Here is an 18,589-nt window from a genome sequence, read left to right on the forward strand (position 1 = left end):
GCGAACCCCGGTTCGCGGGCCCTTCGCCGTGTGAACCCTCGAAGGCCCGGCACAGTCCGCGCCCTAGCGCAGCTTGCGCGCGGCCCTCCTCAGGTCGTACTCGTGGATGATCGCCTTCGCGTGGCCGTACGCGAGGTCGTGTTCGGCCCGGAGCCAGCTCACCTTCTCCTCGAAGCGGAAGAGAGAGGGGCCTTCGTCGACGGTGCGCAGCCAGTCGGATACTTCACGACCGGTGCAGTGGGGTATGCGGGCTAGCAGGTTGCGATGGGTCTCCTCGGAGAAGACTTGGGACATCGGCGCCTCCGGACGCTGGGGGATGTAAGCCGGTCCTTCACGCCACCGTGCCTGAGGGTTGGGGTGTTGGCAACAGTCGCGTTGCGGCGCGTAGTCTCGCGGCGTGCTTGATACGACGCCGCTGACCCGAGCCGTGGACCACTTCGCCGACCGGCTGCGGGCGGCCCCGCAGAGCCGCCTCCAGCGCGGCGCGGCGACCGAGGCGCTGGGGCTGGCCAGGGAGTTGGCACGGCGTGCCCAGCTCCTGGAGGCGCCCTCGGCCGACCCCCGCGAGATGCCGGACGCGGGCATGTTCGCGGCCGCCGACCAGATCACGGTGGCCGGGCGCGACTTGGCGCTCGTACTGAAGAACGAGGGCGAACTGACCGAAGCCGTGGGCCTCGTGGCCGAGGCACAGAAGCGCGCCGGAGTCTGAGCGGCTCCGGCGCGGGTGCTTCGCGTCCGTGGCGCGGACGCGGCGGTGTCAGAGGGAGGCTATGACGCGGTCCGCGAGGATGTACACGTTCTCGTCGCCGCAGGAGAAGGTCAGCGCGTACGCGCCGGAGACGCCGGAACCGCCGAGCAGCACCGGGGTGTGCCCCTCGCTCAGCGCCGCGGCCAGGCGCTCCGCGGTCTCGCGGTGGCCCGGGGTCATGCAGAGCGTGGTGCCGTCGGCGAAGACGTAGACGTCGAGGGTGCCGAGCGGGCCGGGGCGGACGTCGGCCAGTTCGGTACGGGACTCGGCGAGCTCTTCGAGACAGGCCACCGTGCGCTCGTGGTCGTTGACCACCGGCGACTGCACCGGGACGAAGTCCGGGTGCGAGGGGTGCCGGCGGCGGGCCGCGGCCAGCTCCGGGGAGTCCCCCGCGAAGTCCTCCGCGTCGGGGCCGTGCTCGGTCACCGGCTCCAGGTGCTCCAGGCCCGCGAAGTCCGACTGGCGCGGCAGGAACAGCTCGCTGTCGGGCAGTCCGAGCAGCGACGCCGGGGTGTCGGAGGCGTCCCGCGCCTCCTGCGCGGCCCAGAAGGCGCGCGCCTCGGCGAGCTCGCGCTCCCGTTCCTCGGCGAGGGCCTCGGCCACGGCGGCACGTATCTCCTCGGTGTCCGCGCTGCGGGCGACGGGCACCGCGGCCGCCAGCGCGGCGCCGCGGCTTCCCGCGAGCTCGGCGTGCAGGGCCCTGACCTGCCGGCGCAGCCGGTGCACGGCGCGCAGGACGGCGACGCCCACGGCGGCGGCTGCGGCCGTGGTGAGCAGCAGAGCAAGAGGCATGGCGCTCACTGACGTACTCCCGGTTCAAAGTCGACCCCCGACTTCCTAGCATCAGCTTGAAGGGCGGACTAACCAGCTGTCAGTGCGTAACGTCACGAAAAGGACAGGACTTCGGTCCCTCGGTTTGCCCGTGAAACGGCCCTGACCTGCGCGAATCCCTCGGGCGAGGGAGATAGGTCACATCCTGGGGGAGATTGGATCACGAAACGGCCCGAAACCTTTGGGTTTCCTGGGCTCCGGGCCGTTTCCGCACGTTCGACCGCCGGTCAGCTCAGGCGCTCGACGACCATCGCCATGCCCTGGCCGCCGCCGACGCACATCGTCTCCAGGCCGAACTGCTTGTCGTGGAACTGGAGGCTGTTGATGAGCGTGCCGGTGATGCGGGCGCCGGTCATGCCGAAGGGGTGGCCGACGGCGATGGCGCCGCCGTTCACGTTCAGCTTCTCCAGCGGGATCCCCAGGTCGCGGTAGGAGGGGATCACCTGGGCGGCGAACGCCTCGTTGATCTCGAACAGGTCGATGTCGCCGACGCTCAGCCCCGCGCGCTTCAGCGCCTGCTTCGACGCCTCCACCGGGCCGAGGCCCATGATCTCGGGGGAGAGGCCGGTGACGCCGGTGGAGACGATGCGGGCGAGCGGGGTGAGGCCCAGCTCGCGGGCCTTGGTGTCGGACATGATCACCAGGGCGGCGGCGCCGTCGTTGAGCGGGCAGCAGTTGCCGGCCGTGACCATGCCGTCGGGACGGAAGACCGGCTTGAGGCCCTGGACGCCCTCCAGCGTGACACCGGCGCGCGGGCCGTCGTCCTTGCTCACGACCGTCCCGTCCGGGGTCGTGACCGGGGTGATCTCCCGCTCCCAGAACCCGTTCTTCAGGGCCTGCTCGGCCAGGTTCTGCGAGCGGACGCCGAACTCGTCCATGTCCTGGCGGGTGACGCCCTTCAGCCGGGCCAGGTTCTCCGCGGTCTGGCCCATCGCGATGTACGCGTCCGGGAGCAGGCCGTCCTCGCGCGGGTCGTGCCAGGAAGCGCCCTCGCTCTGCGCGACGGCCTCGGTACGGGCCTCCGCCTCGGCGAACAGCGGGTTGTGGGTGTCCGGCAGCCCGTCGCTCGAACCCTTCACGCTGCGGGAGACCATCTCGACACCGGCCGAGATGAAGACGTCGCCCTCTCCGGCCTTGATGGCGTGCAGCGCCATGCGGGTGGTCTGGAGCGAGGAGGAGCAGTAGCGGGTGATGGTGCAGCCCGGCAGGTGGTCCATGCCCATCTGCACGGCGACGATCCGGCCGAGGTTGTGCCCCTGCTCGCCGCCCGGCAGGCCGCAGCCCAGCATCAGGTCGTCGATGTCCTTCGGGTCCAGCTCCGGCACCTTGGCCAGGGCGGTCTCGATGATCGTGGCGGTCAGGTCGTCGGGTCGCAGGTCCTTCAGGGAGCCCTTGAAGGCGCGGCCGATCGGGGAGCGGGCGGCTGAGACGATCACGGCTTCGGGCATCACGGCTCCAGACATGCGGTGGGCAGGGCTGAGTGGGAAGTTACCCGTACGTACCGCAGGGGTCACCGGTATCGGCGTGTGACACGGGCCGCACTTTCCAAGCGCTTGCTTTGTCCGTCGGCGCGTGTGCGCGACGTACACCGGCCGGTGTACGCGGAGGTGGCCGCGCCCGGTGGCACGGTCAGCCGAGCGCCTTGATCTGGGCACCGGTCAGGGCGTGCTGGAAGACCCGCACGTCCTTGATCGCGCCGGGGAAGAAGTCGGCCGCGACGCCGTCGTAGGTGGCGCGGCCGATCATCAGGGGGCCTCGGGCGGCGGTCGGCTCGCTGTCGTCGCCGACGCCCTCCTGCACCCCGTCGACGTACAGGCGCATACGGCGGGCGGGGCCCTCGCAGACGCCGGTCAGCCGGGTCCATCTGCCGACCTCGGGGACCGAGGTGGACAGGGCGGCGCGCAGATCGGGGCGGGCGAAGGCCCAGCGGTTCTCGGCGCTCGAATACTGCAGGTAGAAGCCGCTGGCCTTGGCCGCCTCCTGGCTGACGGCGGTGGCGAAGGTCTTCGGGGCGGTGGACAGGCGTACCCGGGCCGAGACGGTGAAGGACTGGCCGGTACCGGTGCTGAGTACCGGTCCCGCGGTGACGATCTGGCTGGCGACCCCGTCGAACTCGGCGGCCCCGCCGTCGCCGGAGCCCCAGCGGACACCGCTCGCGGTACCGCTGTGGTCGCCGGCGATGTCCCGCGCGACCGTCCCGGACACCTCGTCCAGCAGCCATCGGCCCACCGGCATGGGGGCGGGCGGCGGGGAGGGCGGAGCGGACCGGGACGGCGACGGGGCGATGCCCTCCTTCGCGGTGGACCGGTCGGACTGGGCGATGAGGAAACCGGCGGTCGCGGTCAGCGCCGTCACTCCGCCCGCGCCGGCGAGCAGGAAGGCACGACGGCTGGTGCGCGGCACGGGCCGGCGCCCGTAGCGGGCCGGTGGGGCCGGTAGGGCCGGTATGGCCGGGGCACCGGGCGGCCGGGGCGGGCGCGGGCCGACCCAGGTCGGCGTCTGGTCGGGCGACGCGGGCCCGGCGGGGAGGGCAGCGGGAGCTGGGGCGGCCGGGGCGTCCCAGTCGGGGCCGGCCCGGTCGAGGATGTCGCGAAGGGCCGGACGGTGGTCCGGGTCCTTGCTGAGACAGTCCTCGATCAGACAGCGGAGCTCCGGGTCGTCGACCGCCGCCAGATCGGGCTCGGAGTGGACCACCCGGTAGAGCAGGGCGGGGGTGGGGCCGCTGCCGAAGGGGTTCGTGCCGGTGGCCGCATAGGCCAGGACGGCGCCGAGAGAGAAGACGTCGGTGGCCCGCGTGATGTCGGCGTCGCCGGAGACCTGCTCGGGGGCCATGAAGCCCGGGGAGCCGACCGTGCGTCCGCTCCGCGTCGGTTCGGTGGTCTCCACGGTGCGGGCGATGCCGAAGTCGATGACGCGGGGGCCGTCGTCGGCGAGCAGCACGTTGGACGGCTTGAGGTCGCGGTGGATCACCTGGGCCTTGTGGATCGACATCAGGGCCTCGGCGAGACCGGCCGCGAGGGACCGTACGGCCGCCGGGGACATGGGACCCTGTTCGGCCACCGCGTCGTGCAGCGAGGGGCCGTTGACGTAACTGGTGACCAGCCACGGCAGCGGGGCGTCCGGGTCGGCGTCGATCACCGCCGCGGTGAACGCTCCGCTGACCATCCGGGCCGCCCGCACCTCGCGGCGGAACCGGTCCCGGAACTCCGGCCTGCGGACCAGCTCGGCGTGCACGACCTTGACCGCGACGGCGCGCCCGCCCGGCGACCGGCCGAGGTACACCTGCCCCATACCGCCCGCGCCGAGGCGGCTCAGCAGGCGGTACTCCCCGACGGTACGGGGGTCGCCCGCCTCCAGCGCTGCCACGTAAACCCTCCCGACCCAGCCGGAACCCACTGCCCGAGCCCCTGTGACGACGCTCAGCATAGGGTCGCAGGGCCGGCCACCGATCGGGGCGGCGCCCTGTCAGGGGCGCGGGGAACTGCGCGATCAGCCAGGACGGCGCCGTGGTCGACTACGGCGCCGGCGGGGCACGATCCCGGCGAAGCCGAACCCGGCCGGGGCGGGCGCCGGTTTGAGCCGCGGTCCCGGCGGCGCCCTGTCAGGGGCGCGGGGAACTGCGCGATCAGCCAGGACGGCGCCGCGGTCGGGCACGGCGCCGGCGAGGCACGATCCCGGCGCCGGGGCCGGTAAGGGTTCCGGTGGTGCCCCGTCAGGGCGTCGCCGGGGCCGGGTCCGTCGCCGGGAGCCGGCGCCGGCGGCGGCGCTTGAGGAGGGCCCACGGCCCCCGCGGCCCCGTCGGCATCGCGGCCGTGACCTCCGTACCCGGCTCGGACGCGGCCTCCGCCGCCGCCCGCGCCACCGGCAGGAAGCCCTCGCGGCGGGCGGCGTCCGGCCGCTCCTCCTCCGCGGGCCACAGCCCGAGGGAGGCGCACACCGTGGGCAGCACGGCCATCGCGGCGGTCGCGTACCCCTCCGCCGAGGGGTGGTAGTGGTCCGGCCCGAACAGCTCCCGCGGATTCGCCTCGAACTCCGGCCCCAGCAGGTCGCCCAGCGACACCGTGCGCCCGCCCTGCTCGACCGTGCCGATCGTCTGCGCCGCCGCGAGCTGCCGCGAGGCCCGCCGGGCCAGCCAGCGCAGCGGCTGCTGCACCGGCTCGATCGTGCCCAGGTCGGGACAGGTCCCGACGACCACCTCCGCCCCGGCGGTGCGCAGCCGGCGTACCGCCGACGACAGATGGCGGACCGACCGGGTCGGCGGCATCCGGTGCGTCACGTCGTTCGCGCCGACCATGATCACGCAGACGTCCGGCACCCGGCCCGGGTCCGCCAGGACCAGCGCCACCTGCCGGTCCAGGTCGTCCGACTGGGCGCCGGGCAGCGCCACGTTCACCAGCTCCACCGGCCGTTCGGCCACCGCGGCGAGCCCTGAGGCCAGCAGCGCCCCCGGCGTCTGGCGGATGCGGTGCACGCCCTGTCCCGCGGCCGTCGAGTCACCGAGCATGACCAGGCGCAGCGGCGGGTCGTCGAAACCGGCGTAGGCGTGCCCGTACAGGCCGTCCGCTCGTGGTGCCGACGGACTGTGCCCGTTGCCGACGTGCCGTTTCGCCAGCTGCACCTCGGCCAGCACGACCCCGACCGCCGCGGCACCCACCAGCCCGATGCCGCCACCGCCGTAAGCCGCGCCCGCCGCGATCCGCCGGGCCACCCTCGCTCTGGACAAGCTCGACATGCGTAGCCGCCACCTCCTCCTAGCCGTACACACACTGCTTGCCCCGTAGGGGAGGTGGGCCAATCGCGACCGGCCGGACGGCACTTTCCGCAGGCAAGTTCGAAACCCCCGTCGTAGACGGGGCCGTAGGCTGACGGCACCATCCTTAAGATTCAAGGCTCCGGAGACAACGGTGCAATTCCACGACTCGATGATCAGTCTCGTCGGCAACACCCCGCTGGTGAGGCTCAACAGTGTGACGGCGGGCATCCGGGCGACCGTCCTCGCGAAGGTCGAGTACTTCAACCCCGGCGGCTCCGTGAAGGACCGCATCGCGCTGCGCATGATCGAGGCCGCCGAGAAGAGCGGCGCGCTCCGGCCGGGCGGCACGATCGTCGAGCCGACCAGCGGGAACACCGGTGTCGGGCTGGCCATCGTGGCCCAGCAGAAGGGGTACAAGTGCATCTTCGTGTGCCCCGACAAGGTGAGCACCGACAAGATCAATGTGCTGCGCGCGTACGGCGCCGAGGTCGTCGTGTGTCCCACGGCCGTCGACCCGGAGCACCCCGACTCCTACTACAACGTCTCCGACCGGCTGGTCCGCGAGACGCCCGGCGCCTGGAAGCCCGACCAGTACTCCAACCCCGACAACCCCGCCTCGCACTATCACTCCACCGGCCCCGAGCTGTGGGAGCAGACGGAGGGGCGGATCACCCACTTCGTGGCGGGCGTGGGCACCGGCGGCACCATCTCCGGCACCGGGCGGTACCTGAAGGACGCCAGTGACGGCAAGGTCCAGGTCATCGGCGCCGACCCGGAGGGTTCGGTGTACTCCGGCGGGTCCGGGCGGCCGTACCTGGTCGAGGGCGTCGGCGAGGACTTCTGGCCGACCGCGTACGACCGGACCGTGGCCGACGACATCGTGGCCGTGTCCGACAAGGACTCCTTCCAGATGACCCGGCGGCTCGCCAAGGAGGAGGGGCTGCTCGTCGGCGGCTCCTGCGGGATGGCCGTCGTGGCCGCGCTGCGCGTCGCAGAGCGGCTCGGTCCGGACGACGTCGTGGTGGTCCTGCTGCCGGACAGCGGACGCGGGTACCTCAGCAAGATCTTCAACGACGAATGGATGGCCGACTACGGGTTCCTCGACGACTCCGGGCCCAGCGCCCGGGTCGCCGACGTGCTCAGCGACAAGGCGGGCGGCTCCATCCCCTCGCTGGTCCACATGCACCCGGACGAAACCGTCGGCGAGGCCATCGACGTACTGCGCGAGTACGGCGTCTCGCAGATGCCGATCGTGAAGCCCGGCGCGGGACACCCGGACGTCATGGCGGCCGAGGTCGTCGGGTCCGTGGTGGAACGGGAGCTGCTGAACGCGCTGTTCGCCAAGCGAGCCTCGCTGGAGGACCCGCTGGAGAAGCACATGTCGCCGCCGCTGCCGCAGGTCGGCTCCGGCGAGCCGGTCGGGGACCTGATGTCCGTGCTCGGCGCCGCCGACGCGGCGATCGTGCTGGTCGAGGGCAAGCCGACGGGGGTCGTCAGCCGGCAGGACCTGCTGTCCTTCCTGGCCAAGGGCGGCGCGAAGCAGTAACGCTCCGAAAGGCCCCGGGCGCAAAGTACGACGGGTCTACGCGGGGAGGCGGCGGAAATCCGCCGTCGCCCCGGCCGGAAAGCGATCTTCTTGCGGTCCGGTCGGGGAACTTCGCAGAAGTGGTACGAGCGCGACACGTCCGCGCAGCACCCGCTTAACACAGGTCCGGCACATTAGTGGGTGTCGGCAGGGGGTGGGAGCGGCTCCCCACCTCGATGCCGGCGCAGACGGCGCCAAGGACCTCCGGAGCGGCTCCCGGACCTCCATGGACGCCACGGACGCGCAGCCCGGCCCTGACCCGGCCCGCGTCCCTCGCGGGGACCGCCGTCGTCCCGCCCCCCGGTAACGGGGGTGCGGCGGTCCCCGCGCACGACGTGCGAAGGCCCGGCACCGCTCACAGGTGCCGGGCCTTTCGCGTAACGGAGGCCGTTCGCCCGACCCGCCCGACCCGCCCGACCCGCCCGACCCGGCCCGCCGGGCCTCAGTCCTGCCAGTCCGAGTCCTGCTTCTCCCGGTCGCGGCGGCCGAAGAGGCCCGGCGAGTTGCGGGCGGCCTGCACCGCGTTCACGCCCACGATGCCGAGCCAGGTGACGATCAGGCCCGGCAGATGTCCGACGCCGCCGCCGATCGCGGACAGCGGGACGGCGAGGACGAGCGAGACGATGCCGAAGCCGAACCGTTCGCCGAAGGTGTCCGTGGACTGCGGCGAGCGGGCGCCGCGGGCCGCCACCATCTGCTGCTCGGCGAGCTGGCGGCGCACCCGCCGGTCGACCGCGCCGTCGACGCGCTGCTCGACCTTCTCCAGGAAGGAGTCGACGAGTGCCGACTCGTACTCCTCGCCCAGTTCCCTGCGGGCGTGCAGGGTGGCGTCGAGTTCCTTCTTCAGTTCGGCGTCACGCGCGTCCATTCCGGTCATGGTGTCCACGGTAGGGAGCGGGAGCCCTTGTGGCACTGGGGTTAGCCCCCCTGTCGGGCCGGGGCCCCGCCCCCCTGGCCGCGCGGCCTACTTCGCCAGCCCGTGCTGTCCGGCGTACGTCCGCGCCACGTCCTCCGGGTCCTTCTTGTCCTTGTCGACCTGCCGGTTGAGCTCGGTGAGCTGGGCCGTGGTGAGGACGTTGCCCAGCCGGGCGAGGGCCTTGCGGACGGTGGAGTCGGCCTTGCGGTCGGCGATCAGGGGGACGACGCGCTGGCCCGGGACCAGGTTCTTCGGGTCGGTGAGGACGACCCAGTCGTTGGCCCGGATGTCGGTGTCGGTGGTGAACAGGTTCGCCACGTCCACGTCGCCCTTCTTCAGGGCGCCCTTGACCAGCGGCCCGGAGGAGTCGAGCGACTTGAACTTCTTGAACTCCACGCCGTACACGTCCTTCAGGCCGACCACGCCGACCTGGCGCGTCTTCACCTCGGCGGACGCGCCGACGACCAGTTTCCCGTTGTGCGCGGCGAGATCGGCGAGCGAGGCCAGCCCGTACTTCTTCGCCGTCTCCCGGGTGACGACGAACGCGTCCGAGTCCTCGGCCATCCCGTACGGCAGGATCTGGAGGCCCTTGGGCAGGGCGACGGCGAGGGCGTTCTGCATCTCGCCCTCCTCCGTCGCCTTCGACTTCGGGTCGAGGTAGTGCAGCAGCGCGCCCTGGTACTCGGGCAGCAGGTCGAGGTCGCCGCTCTTGAGGGCGGGGATGAGGATCTCGCGGGTGCCGAGGTTGGGGCGGACCTTCGTGGTGACGCCGGCCGCCTCCAGGACGGCCGCGTAGAGGTAGCCGAGGACCTGGTTCTCGGTGAAGTTGGCGGTGCCGATGGTGAGGCCGCCCTCGCTGGAGCCGCCACCGCCGCCGGCGGAGCCCTCGCCGTCCAGCGAGGTGATGCCGCTGCTGCACGCGGCGAGGGCCGGGACGGAGGCGGCCGCGAGGAGCCCGCCGAGGAGGGTGCGGCGCTTCGGAAGAGACAGCTGCCGGTTCGTGCGCTGGGACATCTGCGGTGCTCCTAGGCGGGGTGGGCGGGGCCGGCGGGGGACTTCCGGTCCGTACGGGGACCGGTGCGGGCGCGGAACAGCAGGCGCTGGACACCGGCGAGCGCGGCGTCCAGGACGACGGCGACCACGGCGACCAGGACCGCGCCGCCCAGCACCTGGACCAGGTCGCGCTGGGCGAGCCCGTCGAACACGTAGCGGCCGAGCCCGCCGAAGGAGACGTACGCGGCGATGGTGGCCGTCGCGACCACCTGGATCAGGGCGAGCCGCAGCCCCGTCATGATCAGCGGGAGCGCCAGCGGCAGTTCGACCTGGAAGAGCACCTGGTGCGGGCGCATGCCCTGGCCGCGCGCCGCGTCCTTCACCTCCGGGTCCACGGCCGTCATGCCGGCGTAGGTGTTGGTGACGATCGCCGGGACGGCGAGGGCGACCAGGGCGATGTAGACGGGCCACATCGACAGGCCGCCGGCGAGGAAGACCAGGACGACCAGGCCGACGGTCGGCAGGGCGCGGCCGAAGGAGGCGAGGTTGATCGCCAGGAAGGCGCCGCGTCCGGTGTGCCCGATCAGCAGGCCCACCGGGAGGGCGATCGCGGCGGCGACCAGGGTGGCGAGCAGCGAGTACTGGAGGTGTTCGGCGACGCGGTGGGCGATGCCGTCCGTGCCGGACCACTGGTCGCCGCTGACCAGCCACGCGCCGAGGTTCTTGAACAGCTCGTACATGGCGTCAGGCCCTTCGCTTCCGGCGGTTCCACGGCGTGAGGACGTACTGCACGCCCACCAGGAGCGCGTCGGCGGCCAGTGCGAGGAGCAGGGTCAGGACGACACCGGCGATCACCGGTGTGGGGAAGTTGCGCTGGAAGCCGTCCGTGAAGAGCTGCCCGAGACCGCCGTCACCGATGTACGTGGCCACGGAGACCAGGGAGATCGACATGACGGTGGCGATCCGGACGCCCGCCATGATGACCGGCAGGGCGAGCGGCAGCTCGACGGTGAGCAGGGTGCGCAGCGGCCGGGTGCCCATGGCCCGCGCGGCCTCCTTGGTCTTCTCGGGTACGGAGTCCAGGCCCTCGACGGTGTTCCGCAGCAGGACGACGAGGGTGTAGACGGTCAGCCCGGTGACCGTGGTGGTGCGGGTCAGTCCGGAGACCGGCAGCAGGAGGACGAAGACCGCGATCGACGGGATCGTGAACAGGACGTTCGACAGGCCGAGCAGGAAACCGCGCAGCGGGCGGACCCGGTGCGCGAGCACGGCCAGCGGAAGCGAGATCAGCAGCCCGAAGAAGACGGCGGACAGGGCCGCCTGAAGGTGGGAGACGGTCAGGGTGGTGAGGTCGTCGGTGTGGGCACCGAGCCAGGACCAGTCGACGGTCATATCGTCACGCCCGCCGAGCCCGCATCCCCTGCCGAAGCCGTCGTGCCCGCCGTGTTCCCAGCCCCTGCGCCCGTCGTGCCCTCGCTCGCCTCGCCCGCCGCGCCGTGGGCCCGGCCCGCGTGCTCGTGGATCTCGTCGCGCGAGGTGACGCCGGTCAGCGCGCCGCTCGCGTCGACGCGGGCGACCAGCCCGGTGGGCGAGGCGATCGACTCGTCGATCGCGGCGAGCAGGGAGCCGGTGTCGCCGAGCGGCCGCACCGGCAGCTCGGTGCCACCCTCAGCGGAGCGCCAGTGCAGCGGCCTGCGGGCGGAGTCGAGGACCAGCTCCCAGGTGCCGCCCTCGGGGGCGGGCGCCTGCGGCACGTCCGCGAGCGTCGTCAGGGAGAGCAGCTTCAGGCCCCGTTCGGCGCCGAGGAAGCCGGCCACGAAGTCGTCGGCGGGGCGGGCCAGCAGCTCCGCGGGAGTGGCGCACTGCACCAGGTGGCCGCCGGTGCGGAAGACGGCGATCCGGTCGCCGAGCCGTACCGCCTCGTCGATGTCGTGCGTGACGAAGACGATCGTCTTGTGCAACTCCTGTTGAAGACGCAGCAGTTCGTCCTGGAGCTGGCTGCGGACCACCGGGTCCACCGCGCCGAACGGCTCGTCCATCAGCAGCACGGGCGGGTCGGCGGCGAGCGCGCGGGCCACGCCGACGCGCTGCTGCTGGCCGCCGGAGAGCTGGTGCGGGTACCGCCTGCCGGTGGTGGTGTCGAGGCCGACGGTCTCCAGCAGCTCGGCGGCCCTGGCCCGCGCCTTCTTGCGGCCCCAGCCCAGCAGCAGCGGCACGGTCGCGATGTTGTCGAGCACCGTGCGGTGCGGGAAGAGCCCGGCCTGCTGGATGACGTAACCGATGGAGCGGCGCAGTTCGGCCGCGTCCTGGTGCCGGACGTCCTTGCCGCCGACGCGGACCGTGCCGGAGGTCGGTTCGACCATCCGGTTGACCATCCGCAGGGTGGTCGTCTTGCCGCAGCCCGAGGACCCGACGAGCACGGTCACGCCGCCCTCCGGCAGCTCCAGGGAGAGGTCGTGGACTGCTGTGGTGCCGTTGGGGAAGCGCTTGTGGACGGCATCGAACTGGATCATGAAGTGTCCCTTGCCCGGCCTGCATACCGTCATGCAGAGTTCTCGGTGGCTGAATAGGTTGTCAATAGCTCGGCGCGGCCTCGGCGTTGATCAGCGGTCACTTGTGACCGGCCGCCGAGACGGCATGTCCGGGTTGAAGGGAGTTCGCGCGTGATGTCGTCTCGGATCGTGGACACACCGTCGGCGGCGTACTCCAGGATCATCACCCGGACGAGGCGGCCACGTGGTCGGCGAGGAAGGGGCGCCGCCGGTGCCGCCCTCGGTGACCTGCGCGCCTTCTCCGCGCCCGCCTCGCTCGGCCACGCCGTGCTCTCCCGCGGCGTCGAGGAGCAGGCCGGCTTCGCCTCGCTCGCCGCCCGTCAGACCCTGCGGGCCTGCGGCGCGTACCGTCTCGTTGTCGGCTGCGAACTCGTCGCCGCCGTACGGGCACTGCGCCAGCGCGACCTCAGGCCGGACGCGGAGCTGCCGGCCGGGCGGGCGCTCGCACTCGCCGAGTCGGTACTCGACCCGGACCCGGCCGACCGGCCGCTCACGGACGACGTGACGGCGGCGGCCGCACTGCTCGACCGGTTCACGGACATCTGGAGGGGGAGCACGACATGAGCGTGACCGACAGCCCTGCCGCACGGCTCCAGTCGCTCTTCGAGGGACGCAGGCTGACGCCGACGCAGCGCCGTATCGCGCACATCATGGTGCGCCGCGCCGCCGACGTGCCCTTCCTGTCCAGCGTCGAACTCGCCGAACTCGCCGGGGTCAGCCAGCCCTCCGTCACCCGCTTCGCCGTCGCCCTCGGCTTCGACGGCTACCCGGCGCTGCGCAGACACCTGCGCGAGGTCGCCCCGGCGGAGCCCGTCGCCGACCCGGCCGCGTACAACGAGTACCAGCAGGCCGTCGAGGCCGAGATCGAGAACCTGCGGCACCTCGCGGAGGTGCTGGCCGACCCGCGCCCCGTCGAGCGCGCGGGCCGGCTGCTCGCCGCGTCCCGCCCGCTGCCGGTGCTCGGCCTGCGCGCCGCCGCCTCCCAGGCGTACGGCTTCGCCTACTTCGCCGCCAAGGTCCACCCGGACGTACGGCTGCTGCACGAGGGCGGCACCATGCTGCACGACCGCATCGACGCCGCCGTACGCGCCGGGGCGAGCGCCCTGCTCTGCTTCGCGCTGCCCCGCCACCCGCGCGAGGTCGTCGACGCGCTCGGCTACGCCAAGGCGGCCGGACTGACGGTCGTCACGGTCGCCGACTCGGCGTTCGCGCCGGTGGCCAAGGTGTCGGACCTGTTGCTGCCCGCCGCCGTCGGCACCGGACTCGCCTTCGACACGGCCTGCTCGCCGATGCTGCTCGGCCGGGTCCTGCTGGAGGCCATGTGCGACGACCTGCCCGACGCCCAGGCCGGCCTCGAGGACTTCGACGCGCGGGCCGCCGCGCGCGGGCTCTTCATGGAGTAGCCGGAGCAGCCGTAGTGGCCGCGCACCGGCGGTTCTCAGACTCGTCTCACGTTCCCTCGCTAACGTGCCCGCCCGGCAGACGTATGTGCACGAGCTTCGAGGAGGCGGACGTGGCGCGCGGAGGGCAGGGGCTGGCCCGGGTGGCCGTCGTGGTGCGGGCCGGGGCGGCGCCGCTGTGGTGGTTCGGGGTGTTCGCGGCCGGGATCGGCCTGCTGCCGCCCGGCGTCACCGGCCGCCGCATCGGGGTCATGGCCGGAGCGGTGCTCTTCGTCGTCGCCGCGCTCGTCGTCGCGTACCGGCGCCGGAAGCGCTACACCGCGCTGGCCCGCGGCGCCGCCCGGGCCGGCAAGCACGACGTCCTCCAGGACCGCGCCGTGTCCGTGCGCAACTGGCGCCGCCGCCACCGCTGGTGGCTGGTGCTCGCCTTCCTGCTCGCGCTGGGCAGCGCCTTCGCGGTGCCCGCAGCGGGCGGCATGCTGCTCGCCGGAACCGGCGCCGGGCTCTGGCTCAAGGCGGCCTGGCTCGGCCGCCGCGAACAGGCCGACGGCGTGCTGCTCTGGGTGCGCGTCGACTGGCTCGGCAAGGGTGGCGGCGCGCCCGCGGGCAAGCCGGTCAAGGGCTACCGCAGCACGGGCATCGCCGCGGGCGACGCGGCCCCTGGAGGGTCGCGCCGCCGCGGCGGCGTCCTGGTCTGAGGCCCTGAAGGACAGGAGGCCGTTACACCTCCTATACCTCCTATACCTCCAAGTCCGCCTCGATCCGCCGTAGTTGATGGCGGGCCATCGCCAGGTTGGACCGTTTCGCGTCGAGCACCAGGTACAGGAACAGGCCGTTGCCGCCCCGTCCCGTGATCAGCCGGATCAGGTGGTACTGGTCGCTCAGGGTGATGAGGATGTCCTCGATCTCGCCCTTGAGCCCGAGGTGCTCCATGGTGCGCAGCTTGGCGCGGACGACGTCCGTGTTCCCGGCGGCGGCGACGTTGAGGTCGAACCCCTTGCTGCCGCCGATGGTGCCCAGCGCCATGCCGCTGGTGTAGTCGACGAGCGCGGCTCCGGTCGCGCCCTCGATGGACGCCAGGGCCTCTTTCAGCGCGGTCTCGGTGTTGGTCATCAGTGGTACGTCCTTTCAGCTTTCGTTCGGGGTCGGACTGTTTCTGGTGATGGGGGTCTTGGCGGCGCGGGCACCTCCCGAGGCACGCGGCGTACGGGTCCGGGCACCGGCCGCCCTGGCCGCGGACTTGACCGCCGCCGACTTGGCCGGGGCCCTGGCGGGCGGGACGGCTTCCCCGGCGGCCGTCGCGGCGTCCACGACCTCGCCGATCCGGGTACCGGCCCGGCGCCCCTCCAGGTGCAGCCGGCCGACGTTCACCCGGTCCTGGGCGAGCAGGGTCAGCACGGCGGAGCCACCGGCCGCGTACGTCGCCACGTAGCCGTCGACGCCGCGCACGAGCAGCTCGCGGAAGTCGCCCTGCGCGGTGGCGTCCGTCATCCGCAGCGCGACGCCGAGCGCGGCCGCGGTCAGCGCGGCCATGCCCTCCGGCTCCACGCCCGGGGTGTCGTGGGCCAGTACGAGGCCGTCGACGCTGGCCGCGAGCGCGCCGGTCACCTGGGGGACGCGTGCCCTCAACCGGCGGAGTTCGTCGAGGACCTCGGTCTCCGTGGCCATCAGCAGTCTCCTTTCGGCACGCTGTCGGAGCGCGCGGATCACAGGGCCTCCAAGGCGTCTCTGAGCCGACGCAGCAGGGCCACGTCCGGGTCGTCGGACGTGCGGGCGAGGACGGCGGCCACGGCGGGCTCGGGGCGCCGCTCCGGCGGACGCGGGGCCGCGACGGCCCCGGCGGCGGCGAGGCGGCGCAGATCGACCAGGGTGTGGAACGCGGGCCGGCCCAGCAGGCGGGAGATGTCCGCCGCGGTGCGCACCCCGTCCACCAGGTCGAGCACGGCCCGCTGCCGTGGACTGAGCGCCGGCCCCGAGGGGACCCGGCACCGGATGAGCGGCGCGGTGTCCGTCAGCGGGTCGGGCCAGATGCGGTGCAGCAGCTCGCGGCGGCGCAGCGACTCGCGTTCCAGGGCGGCCACCGGGACCGGGTGCAGCGGGCCGAGCCAGTGCGCGGCCCCGTACCGGAAGCGGGCGGGGGTGCTGCTCGGGCCGAGCACGAAGTACGCCGCGTCGTACAGCGCCCCCAGGTGACACAGTTCGAGGGCGCCCTCGGCGATCCGGCCGCTGTCGACCAGGAACCGCCCCACCCGGCGCCGCGCGCCCGCCTGCGCCACCGCCTGCCGCCAGGACTCGCCGTCCAGCGCGCCGCGGACGGTGAGCAGCACGTCGAGCCCGGGCGCCGCGGGGCTCTCGGCGTGCACCACCTCGCCGTCGCGCAGATAGAGCGTGCCGCGCTCGCGCATCAGCACACCGGTGGCCCGCTCGGCGGCGAGCCGGCTGAGCATGGGGGAGACGGCGCGGCCCCCGGTCCCCGGCTCGCCCTCCTGCCGCCCGCCCGGCTGTCCGTCGGACTGTCCGCCCGGCTGTCCGTCGGCAGGCACGTCCTGCTGTCCGTCCGAAGGCGTTTCCCGCTGCCCGGCGAGGGGTGCGTCCTGCTTCTCGTTCCGCTGTCCGTCGGGGGGCGCGTCCTGCTGTCTGTCCCGGGCGGGTATGTCGACGGTCGTCATCCGAGCACCAGCCGTCCGGCCATCTCGCCGAGCCTGATGCGGGCCAGCGCCAGGTTCCCGTCCGCACGGGCCAGCCACAGGTGCAGGAACACGCTGCTGTCGAACGTCGTCCGGACGAACCGCAGCACGTGGTAGCTGTCGCGGTTGCTGACGATCAGGTCCTCGACCGGCGGCTCCTGCTCGGACCAGTCGGAGCCGTCGGCGGGCGCGAACGCGTGGTGCTCCGCGGCGAGCCGGGCCAGCTCGGCCGCCTCCGCCGCGGTCGTCTCGTGGTCGCCGCCCGGCGCGTCCCCGACGGTCCCCAGGGCCAGGCCGCTGGTCCAGTCGACCACGGCGGCGCCCCGTGCACCGGGCAGCCGCATGGCTTCCAGCAGGCACTCGTCGATTCCGGGCACCTCGGTTCCTCCCGCCTCGGATCCGGTCGCGTCACCGAGACGCTACGCACCGTGTGTACGAGGGGTGAGGGTTCCCGGCATTTCCCTGTGGAACGTGCCCGGCAGGTCTAAGGTGGGCCAACTGGGCCGATTTTCCGCCAAGTCGCCGATGTGGCGCGAGCCGTCGCGAGCCGGGGCGGAGCCGTCGTGAACCGGGCGCCGTCGTGAACCGGGCGCCGTCGTGAACCGGGGGAGCCTAGAGCTCCGTCAGCGCCGCGGCCCGGTCCCCGCCGGACTCCGCGACGATCTCCTGGACCGTCTGCGGCTCCCGCACGGTCGCGAAGCGTATGCCGCCGCCGTCCCGGACGAAGCCGTAGACCCCGGGCCTGGCCAGGGAGTTGTACGCGTAGTGGGCGGCGAAATAGTAAGCGCCGGTGTCGAGCACCGCCACGTGGTCGCCCTGGTCGAGCGGCGGGAGCGCGCGGCCCTCGGCGAGCAGGTCGCCCGCGAAGCAGGCGGGCCCCGCGATGTCCTGCACGACGCCGGGCCCCGGCTTGGGGCGCCCCTTCGCGTCGTACCCGGCGATCCGCAGCGGCCAGGAGGCCGGCGCGTACACCGTGCGGGTGGCGATCTGCACCCCGGCGTGGGTGACCGCGATGCGCCGTCCGCCGGCGCTCTTCGCGTACTCGACGCGGGCGAGCACCGTGCCGTGCTTGGCGAGCAGCGACCGCCCGAACTCGGTGACCAGCCCGTAGCGCCCGCCGAACAGCCCCGGCACCACCTCCGCGAGCAGCCGCGCGTACTGCGCGTACGTCGGCGCCGTGGCGTCGGAGCCGAAGTCGACCGGCAGCCCGCCGCCGATGTCGAGGGTGTCGACCTGCTGCCGCCCGGCCCGCCGGTTGATCTCCTCCGCGAGCTGGTAGACCTCCGCCACCCCGCGCGCCATCAGCGAGAGCGGGACGCCCTGCGAGCCGGTGTGGGTGTGCAGCCGGGTCAGCCAGGGCCGGTCCAGATACGCCCGGACGAGCCATTCGCGGGCGCCCTCGTCCTGGAGCGCGACGCCGAACTTCGAGGTGGCGGTGGCCGTGGACAGCGCCTCGATGGCGCCGCCGCCGACCTGCGGGTTGACCCGGAGGCCGAGGGGCGAGCGGGTGGCGGCCGAGCGCACCAGCGCGTCGAGGCGCGCCAGTTCCTGCGGGTTGTCGGCGTTGACGGCGATGCCGAGCGCCAGGGCCTCGCGCAGTTCGGCCGGTGTCTTGGCGGGGGAGTCGAGGACCGTACGGGCCACGGGTATCCCGGCGGCGCGGGCGAGGGCGAGCTCGCCGGGGCCGGCCACCTCCGCGCCGATGCCCGCTGCGTGCAGCAGCCGCAGCACGGGCACCAGCGGCGTCGCCTTCACCGCGAAGGCGTGCAGGATCTCGGTGCCGGGCGCGCTCACCGACTCGAAGGCGGCCCGCAGGGCGGCGGCGGAGGCCCGGATCCCGGTGACGTCGAGCAGCCCCGCGAGGGGGGCGCCGGGTCCGACGAGCCGCTGCTCGACGGCGGCCCGGACGGCGTCGTCGCGCCGGGCGACCCGCTCGCCGTCGTCCCCGTCACCGTGCCCGGTCGCACGCACCGCGGTACCGCTCACGCCGTCCTCCACAGGATCCCCCGTCGTCTCGGTGTCCGGGCTTATGGGCCAAGCCAAACACCCACGGCGCCCCCGCGCTGACGTACGAACGTATTGACTAGCCCTATTCATGACCCCAGGATGTGAATAACCACGGCA

19 protein-coding genes and 1 pseudogene are annotated in these 18,589 nt (G+C 73.2%); 5 read left to right on the forward strand and 15 right to left on the reverse strand.

All coding sequences use genetic code 11. The features are described from left to right. Window positions 1-63 precede the first annotated feature (63 nt). The gene (locus tag ACFV6E_RS29530) at window positions 64-294 is read right to left on the reverse strand and encodes a DUF4287 domain-containing protein (protein WP_385167310.1); all 231 of its coding nucleotides are present in this window, start codon (window positions 292-294) and stop codon (window positions 64-66) included. A gap of 103 nt (window positions 295-397) precedes the next feature. Here ACFV6E_RS29530 and ACFV6E_RS29535 point away from each other — a divergent pair, with 103 nt between their 5' ends. Further along, the gene (locus tag ACFV6E_RS29535; RefSeq protein WP_385167308.1) at window positions 398-709 is read left to right on the forward strand and encodes a hypothetical protein; all 312 of its coding nucleotides are present in this window, start codon (window positions 398-400) and stop codon (window positions 707-709) included. Window positions 710-757: 48 nt separating this feature from the next. On the opposite strand, the gene ACFV6E_RS29540 is transcribed toward ACFV6E_RS29535, so the two are convergent. From ACFV6E_RS29540 to ACFV6E_RS29555, 4 genes are all read right to left on the reverse strand, one after another. Next, window positions 758-1,540, reverse strand: a complete 783-nt coding sequence (locus ACFV6E_RS29540) for a hypothetical protein (RefSeq protein WP_385465726.1) — start codon at window positions 1,538-1,540, stop codon at window positions 758-760. 266 nt (window positions 1,541-1,806) lie between these two features. Then, window positions 1,807-3,027 (reverse strand): acetyl-CoA C-acetyltransferase, encoded by a 1,221-nt coding sequence (locus tag ACFV6E_RS29545; protein ID WP_385167307.1) that lies wholly within the window; start codon window positions 3,025-3,027, stop codon window positions 1,807-1,809. A 181-nt stretch (window positions 3,028-3,208) separates the two neighbouring features. Further along, window positions 3,209-4,945, reverse strand: a complete 1,737-nt coding sequence (locus ACFV6E_RS29550) for a protein kinase (RefSeq protein ID WP_385465729.1) — start codon at window positions 4,943-4,945, stop codon at window positions 3,209-3,211. A 346-nt stretch (window positions 4,946-5,291) separates the two neighbouring features. Further along, window positions 5,292-6,311, reverse strand: coding sequence for an SGNH/GDSL hydrolase family protein (locus ACFV6E_RS29555; protein ID WP_385167303.1), 1,020 nt, complete (start codon window positions 6,309-6,311; stop codon window positions 5,292-5,294). 172 nt (window positions 6,312-6,483) lie between these two features. On the opposite strand from ACFV6E_RS29555, the gene ACFV6E_RS29560 reads away from it, so the two are divergent. Beyond that, window positions 6,484-7,878: a cystathionine beta-synthase gene (locus tag ACFV6E_RS29560; protein WP_385167301.1), complete on the forward strand. Its 1,395-nt coding sequence runs from the start codon at window positions 6,484-6,486 to the stop codon at window positions 7,876-7,878. Between the two features lie 481 nt (window positions 7,879-8,359). Here ACFV6E_RS29560 and ACFV6E_RS29565 read toward each other — a convergent pair whose 3' ends face one another. The 5 genes from ACFV6E_RS29565 to ACFV6E_RS29585 form a co-directional block, all read right to left on the reverse strand. Next, complete coding sequence (locus ACFV6E_RS29565; protein WP_385167314.1) at window positions 8,360-8,785, reverse strand: hypothetical protein; 426 nt, start codon at window positions 8,783-8,785, stop codon at window positions 8,360-8,362. A 96-nt stretch (window positions 8,786-8,881) separates the two neighbouring features. Next, on the reverse strand, window positions 8,882-9,847 hold the full coding sequence (locus tag ACFV6E_RS29570) for an ABC transporter substrate-binding protein (protein WP_385167299.1): 966 nt from the start codon (window positions 9,845-9,847) through the stop codon (window positions 8,882-8,884). An 11-nt stretch (window positions 9,848-9,858) separates the two neighbouring features. Beyond that, window positions 9,859-10,566 carry an ABC transporter permease gene (locus ACFV6E_RS29575; RefSeq protein WP_385167298.1) on the reverse strand — a complete coding sequence of 236 codons (708 nt, stop codon included), beginning with the start codon at window positions 10,564-10,566 and terminating at the stop codon, window positions 9,859-9,861. Between the two features lie 4 nt (window positions 10,567-10,570). Then, complete coding sequence (locus ACFV6E_RS29580; protein WP_385167295.1) at window positions 10,571-11,218, reverse strand: ABC transporter permease; 648 nt, start codon at window positions 11,216-11,218, stop codon at window positions 10,571-10,573. Then, complete coding sequence (locus tag ACFV6E_RS29585) at window positions 11,215-12,339, reverse strand: ABC transporter ATP-binding protein (protein WP_385167293.1); 1,125 nt, start codon at window positions 12,337-12,339, stop codon at window positions 11,215-11,217. Before ACFV6E_RS29585 ends, ACFV6E_RS29580 begins: the two co-directional genes overlap by 4 nt. Before the next feature lie 243 nt (window positions 12,340-12,582). Between ACFV6E_RS29585 and ACFV6E_RS29590 the strand changes: the two are divergent. The 3 genes and pseudogenes from ACFV6E_RS29590 to ACFV6E_RS29600 all read left to right on the forward strand — a co-directional run. Then, a pseudogene (locus tag ACFV6E_RS29590) lies at window positions 12,583-12,942 on the forward strand (aromatic amino acid lyase); the annotation flags it as partial. Continuing rightward, on the forward strand, window positions 12,939-13,781 hold the full coding sequence (locus tag ACFV6E_RS29595) for a MurR/RpiR family transcriptional regulator (protein ID WP_385167291.1): 843 nt from the start codon (window positions 12,939-12,941) through the stop codon (window positions 13,779-13,781). The pseudogene ACFV6E_RS29590 and the gene ACFV6E_RS29595, both read left to right, overlap by 4 nt. 110 nt (window positions 13,782-13,891) lie before the next feature. Further along, window positions 13,892-14,476: a hypothetical protein gene (locus tag ACFV6E_RS29600; RefSeq protein ID WP_385167289.1), complete on the forward strand. Its 585-nt coding sequence runs from the start codon at window positions 13,892-13,894 to the stop codon at window positions 14,474-14,476. Window positions 14,477-14,516: 40 nt separating this feature from the next. On the opposite strand, the gene ACFV6E_RS29605 is transcribed toward ACFV6E_RS29600, so the two are convergent. From ACFV6E_RS29605 to ACFV6E_RS29625, 5 genes are all read right to left on the reverse strand, one after another. Beyond that, window positions 14,517-14,891 carry a hypothetical protein gene (locus ACFV6E_RS29605; RefSeq protein ID WP_385167288.1) on the reverse strand — a complete coding sequence of 125 codons (375 nt, stop codon included), beginning with the start codon at window positions 14,889-14,891 and terminating at the stop codon, window positions 14,517-14,519. A 15-nt stretch (window positions 14,892-14,906) separates the two neighbouring features. Continuing rightward, entirely contained in the window at window positions 14,907-15,446 is a 540-nt protein-coding gene (locus ACFV6E_RS29610; protein ID WP_385167287.1) for a roadblock/LC7 domain-containing protein, read from the reverse strand. A 38-nt stretch (window positions 15,447-15,484) separates the two neighbouring features. Next, entirely contained in the window at window positions 15,485-16,225 is a 741-nt protein-coding gene (locus ACFV6E_RS29615) for a transcriptional regulator (RefSeq protein ID WP_385167312.1), read from the reverse strand. A gap of 218 nt (window positions 16,226-16,443) precedes the next feature. After that, window positions 16,444-16,842, reverse strand: a complete 399-nt coding sequence (locus tag ACFV6E_RS29620) for a hypothetical protein (RefSeq protein WP_385167285.1) — start codon at window positions 16,840-16,842, stop codon at window positions 16,444-16,446. 235 nt (window positions 16,843-17,077) lie between these two features. Next, on the reverse strand, window positions 17,078-18,451 hold the full coding sequence (locus ACFV6E_RS29625) for a diaminopimelate decarboxylase (RefSeq protein WP_385465732.1): 1,374 nt from the start codon (window positions 18,449-18,451) through the stop codon (window positions 17,078-17,080). Between the last annotated feature and the right edge of the window lie 138 nt (window positions 18,452-18,589).

Origin of the sequence: Streptomyces sp. NPDC059785 (assembly GCF_042732375.1) — a bacterium.
Classification (GTDB): domain Bacteria; phylum Actinomycetota; class Actinomycetes; order Streptomycetales; family Streptomycetaceae; genus Streptomyces.